At 44.1% G+C, this 3852-nt stretch carries 3 protein-coding genes, 1 other RNA gene and 1 pseudogene; 1 reads left to right on the top strand and 4 read right to left on the bottom strand.

The genetic code is table 11. The features are described 5' to 3' along the window. Positions 1-247: pseudogene (locus ACE1AQ_RS06260) on the top strand (DUF3782 domain-containing protein); the annotation flags it as partial. Between the two features lie 36 nt (positions 248-283). Here ACE1AQ_RS06260 and ACE1AQ_RS06255 read toward each other — a convergent pair. From ACE1AQ_RS06255 to ACE1AQ_RS06240, 4 genes are all read right to left on the bottom strand, one after another. Continuing rightward, positions 284-1555, bottom strand: a complete 1272-nt coding sequence (locus ACE1AQ_RS06255; RefSeq protein WP_110544830.1) for an MFS transporter — start codon at positions 1553-1555, stop codon at positions 284-286. Between the two features lie 9 nt (positions 1556-1564). Beyond that, positions 1565-1661: signal recognition particle sRNA small type (gene ffs / locus ACE1AQ_RS06250), an RNA gene on the bottom strand. Between the two features lie 86 nt (positions 1662-1747). Continuing rightward, positions 1748-2884 (bottom strand): DUF58 domain-containing protein, encoded by a 1137-nt coding sequence (locus tag ACE1AQ_RS06245; protein WP_110544827.1) that lies wholly within the window; start codon positions 2882-2884, stop codon positions 1748-1750. A gap of 409 nt (positions 2885-3293) precedes the next feature. Next, positions 3294-3569 carry a hypothetical protein gene (locus ACE1AQ_RS06240; protein ID WP_008196184.1) on the bottom strand — a complete coding sequence of 92 codons (276 nt, stop codon included), beginning with the start codon at positions 3567-3569 and terminating at the stop codon, positions 3294-3296. Positions 3570-3852 lie beyond the last annotated feature (283 nt).

Genomic DNA, 3852 nt, shown 5'->3' with positions numbered 1-3852 from the left:
TTATATCGTTGAGTTTAAAAGTCATGTTAGACAGGAAGATATTACTCAATTAAAAAGTATTTTGCAACGGTTTCGCCGCTTTTTTCCTGAACACAAAGATAAAAAACTCTATGGCATATTAGCAGCCGTTGATTTATCCCCGGAATTACGCGAAAAAATTCTGCAAGAAGGGTTTTATGTGGCTCGGATTCATGACCAAGTATTTGAATTAGATATTCCCGATAATTTTCAGCCTCAAACCTATTAAATAACCCTGTACTAGGAAAAACTTTTTCAGTAAGCTTTATTGTAATTGTCCGCGCAGAGCATAACGATCTTTTTCTAAACCGAAAGCGAAGAGAAAAGAATGGCTTATAGTGGGGTTAGAAAGAGTAAAAAAGAGAAAGAGAGCGATAACAGCTAATCCTGACGATAAACTAAACATAGTTTTGTAGGAAATTGCTAAAACCCCCAGAATTGGACCTGCTAAGGCCGTTCCCACATCAAAACCGCCGATACAGATAGAATAGGCCCGGCCGCGTTCTTGGGGCCCAGAGCGATCGGAGATTAAAGCCAGTAACATAGGGAATAAAATCCCCCCTCCCGTACCTTCGAGAATAGCGGCTAAAATTAAAGCGGAAGGAGATCGAGCAGAAGATAGAACCAACATGGATAAACCATAGCAAAAAACGCTAATAGTGATGAATAAACCCCGTCCATAGCGATCACTGGCTCCTCCCGACAAAATCCGTCCGATTACCCCCGATACTGCCGCACAACTGTAGAATAGACCGGCACTGAAAGGGATCTGATTTTCGAGGAGAAACAGGGGTAAAAAAGCGACTAAACCGCCGAATAAAGTGCCAACCAGCAGAAAAACTAAGGTAGGGACTAAAAAAGCCCGCTCTTGACATAATGCCCAAAAACTGCGCTCAATTGTCGGATTTTCTGCCTTCATTGCGGCTAATTTTTTCTTGAAGTCCGGTTCTTGAATGGAGAAACTCAGAAGAAAGGCGATCGCTCCCGAAGTGGCGGAAACTAGAAATAAACCGTCATAACCGATCGATTTGTAGAGATAACTGCCTAAAGCTGGACCGATTCCCATGCCTATGGGTGCAGTTAAGCTCATATAACCAATTATCTCTCCCCGTTGACGAACGGGGGAAAAATCCACCACTAGGGTGCTGTAACCAGTGGTAAAAGCGGCGATACTGAGACCATGGTAGGCGCGGACGGCGAATAAAGAGGAAAGATCGCGAAAAAATAGATAACCGAGGGGTGCGGTAGCGGCGACAATAGTTCCAAATAAAACCACTAATTTGCGACTGCGGCGATCAACTAGATTGCCTAACCAACTGCGCGATAAAATTAAACCGATGGCAAAGGCCCCCATGACAAAACCGATATCTTGTTTGCTACCGCCTAGGGAGTCAATATAGATGGGGAGAGTGGGGAGGAGAGTGGTGATACTTGTCCAGAAAAACAGCGCCGTGACGAAGAGGATGAGTAGTTGACGACGAGTTTCGGCAGTAAGCGATCGAAAAGTTTTGAAAGCGTTCACAACAGCGACCGTCACAGGCAACAAAAAGACCCGGAGATCACGCCAGTCACAAGCATCCCGTATTGCTGCTACCTTCCGGTCCTGACAAGGTTAAGGCGTTGCGATCGCATGAGTCCGAGTCTTTTCTATCATAACATCTTTTTCCGGGATAACGACATTTTTTTCCGAAGAATCTCCTCTCAATCTAGACTGTGAACAGAAATTTTCTCAACGAGGGGGTTTTTGCAATTGTTGTAGTAGAGAAGTTTCTGGTTCGATCGCCAATCCGCTAAACTGTCGGATCAAGAGTGAAGGACTCTCGCTGGAATCGGCAGCGAGGAAAAATAACCAACGGCTGCCGGGGGTGAGTTGTTCGATGGAATTGAGGTTACTTGTCAACCAAATTAGCGGTAAATTAGGCAGATTGGCGTTTTTTTGACTAGCTTTTGCCTCTATACCAGCTAAAGTCTGTAAAATGACCCTTTCCCCTTGAATTAAACCCGTTTCACTGGTCCAGAGTTTCACATTTAATTGCCGACGATGGGCATAAAAATAGAGGGAAGCGGCGGCAATAATCGCCCGTTCAAAACTGTCTTCTCGCCAATCACAGAGGGTATCGAGACAGATAATCACTTCCTGTCCTCCCGTTAACACTTCTAATTCCCGAATTTGCAATTCTCCCAAACGGGCGCTAGTTTTCCAGTGAATTAAACGGGTAGAATCACCGTGGCGATATTGTCTCAGGTTTCGGGTCAGTCCTTGACTAGCCTTTTGATAATAGCGATTATTTTCTAATTTTTGTGCCACCTCTTGACCGAGGGAATCGATCAGGGGACATTGTTGTAAGGGTAAAATTTGCGGATAAACTAAAGCTTTAGCCGCTGCTTGACTACAACGACGACACCAAAATAAACCGAGAGGGGCCGCTGTTCTTAATTGTACTTCTTGCCAGTGATAAACACCCCGTTTACTGGTGGGTAAATAATAGGTCCAACGATGGCTACTTTTGGGGGCAATCGCTTCTATTGGGGTTATTTTTGGCTGATCGAGAACAATTGGCAGCATATCTGTCACTTCTAACAGATTTATCGGCTGATTGCTGGTATTTTCTATCTCTAGGCTCATACTAAGATCGTCCCCCGCACTTACGGGTACAATGGCAAGACGACGCACTTTCAGAGGAAGAAGGGAACGACGGGGTAAAATTATCGATAAAATTAAAATGGCGATTGTCGTGCCACAGATAGCATACAACCATCCCGCCATGGTATTGGTCGCCGCCCCGAAAAAACAGAGGGTAATGCCAATGATTACCCCCCCACCGTAAGCGGGTAAAATACCGCGATCTTCTAACCAAGTTTTCATAGGGTTTAGTGGTTTTGTCGTCTTTGCTGGAAGGCTAAAAATCAGGCCCACACTTCTAGAATTATCCCAAAACCCTTGAGAAACTATCAAAGAAATCGGACTGATCTGTTCAGGGAGTTCTCTTCCTTGCCACTCTTAGGACTTTTCTTAACAAAACTTAACAATTGAGGGCAAAATTTTGCTTGCTTTTGTGGGCAGATTTTGGGATAATATTTTTAAAAGAGTTTATTCATAATCGGAACCTAAGCAGTCAAAAATAAACACAAACATCCCATTATGAAACGATCATAACCCAAGTCGACAGGAAAGTCAAGCCCTCACTCTTAATTATTTTTCGCCTAAAACTTCTAATTCCGTGGTCGGTGGGGGGTTGGGGGTATTGGTTAAAAGGAGAACGCTTGATTGTGCATCAAGTACGATCGCTCTTGTTTTCGTTGATTTGTCGGATGATTTCAATCATTTGGGCGTGTCGATCATCCATTCTCTCTAAATGCCGGTAAAAATCGGCTTGAGTCTGATAAAAATCTGATTGTGCGCTGGCTATTCGAGCAAGGTAATCGTAAAGCCCTTTTTGCTCTTGTTTTCGTTCTTCTCGATCCCTAGCCACGGCATCGGCAAGAGCTTGAATTGCCCTAGCGTTTGATTCAACTATTTTCTCAATCCGTTCTAATCTATCTTCTGCCATTTCTGCCTCCTCTCTTTTGGGATGTTGCGATCGCTATGATGGGAACCCATTCGACAATATCGTTGACTCCGATCCCTTGATCCTTATATCTCTCAAGGATCAAGTCGAAAACTCTAGCACTAGGGAACTGAGAGGGATCATTTTTGGCTCTCCCAGGTTTGGTGGGTAAAATGTATTCTAGGATACAGTCCTGCTGGCGAGTGAGTGGAACGAACCACAAAGACACAAAGGACACAAAGATTGATCGATCATATTGTAAGTTAAACTGATCACACAGAACCTA

Origin of the sequence: Microcystis sp. BLCC-F209 (assembly GCF_041928595.1) — a bacterium.
Taxonomy (GTDB): Bacteria; Cyanobacteriota; Cyanobacteriia; order Cyanobacteriales; family Microcystaceae; genus Microcystis.
Note: the sequence above shows the minus strand (reverse complement) of the source record. Positions and strands in the feature narration are given on the sequence as shown.

Bases quoted from the DNA above. Each gene is read 5' to 3' on its own strand.
- ACE1AQ_RS06240 (WP_008196184.1), bottom strand. From the start codon at position 3,569: ATGGCAGAAGATAGATTAGAACGGATTGAGAAAATAGTTGAATCAAAC.
- ACE1AQ_RS06245 (WP_110544827.1), bottom strand. From the start codon at position 2,884: ATGAAAACTTGGTTAGAAGATCGCGGTATTTTACCCGCTTACGGTGGG.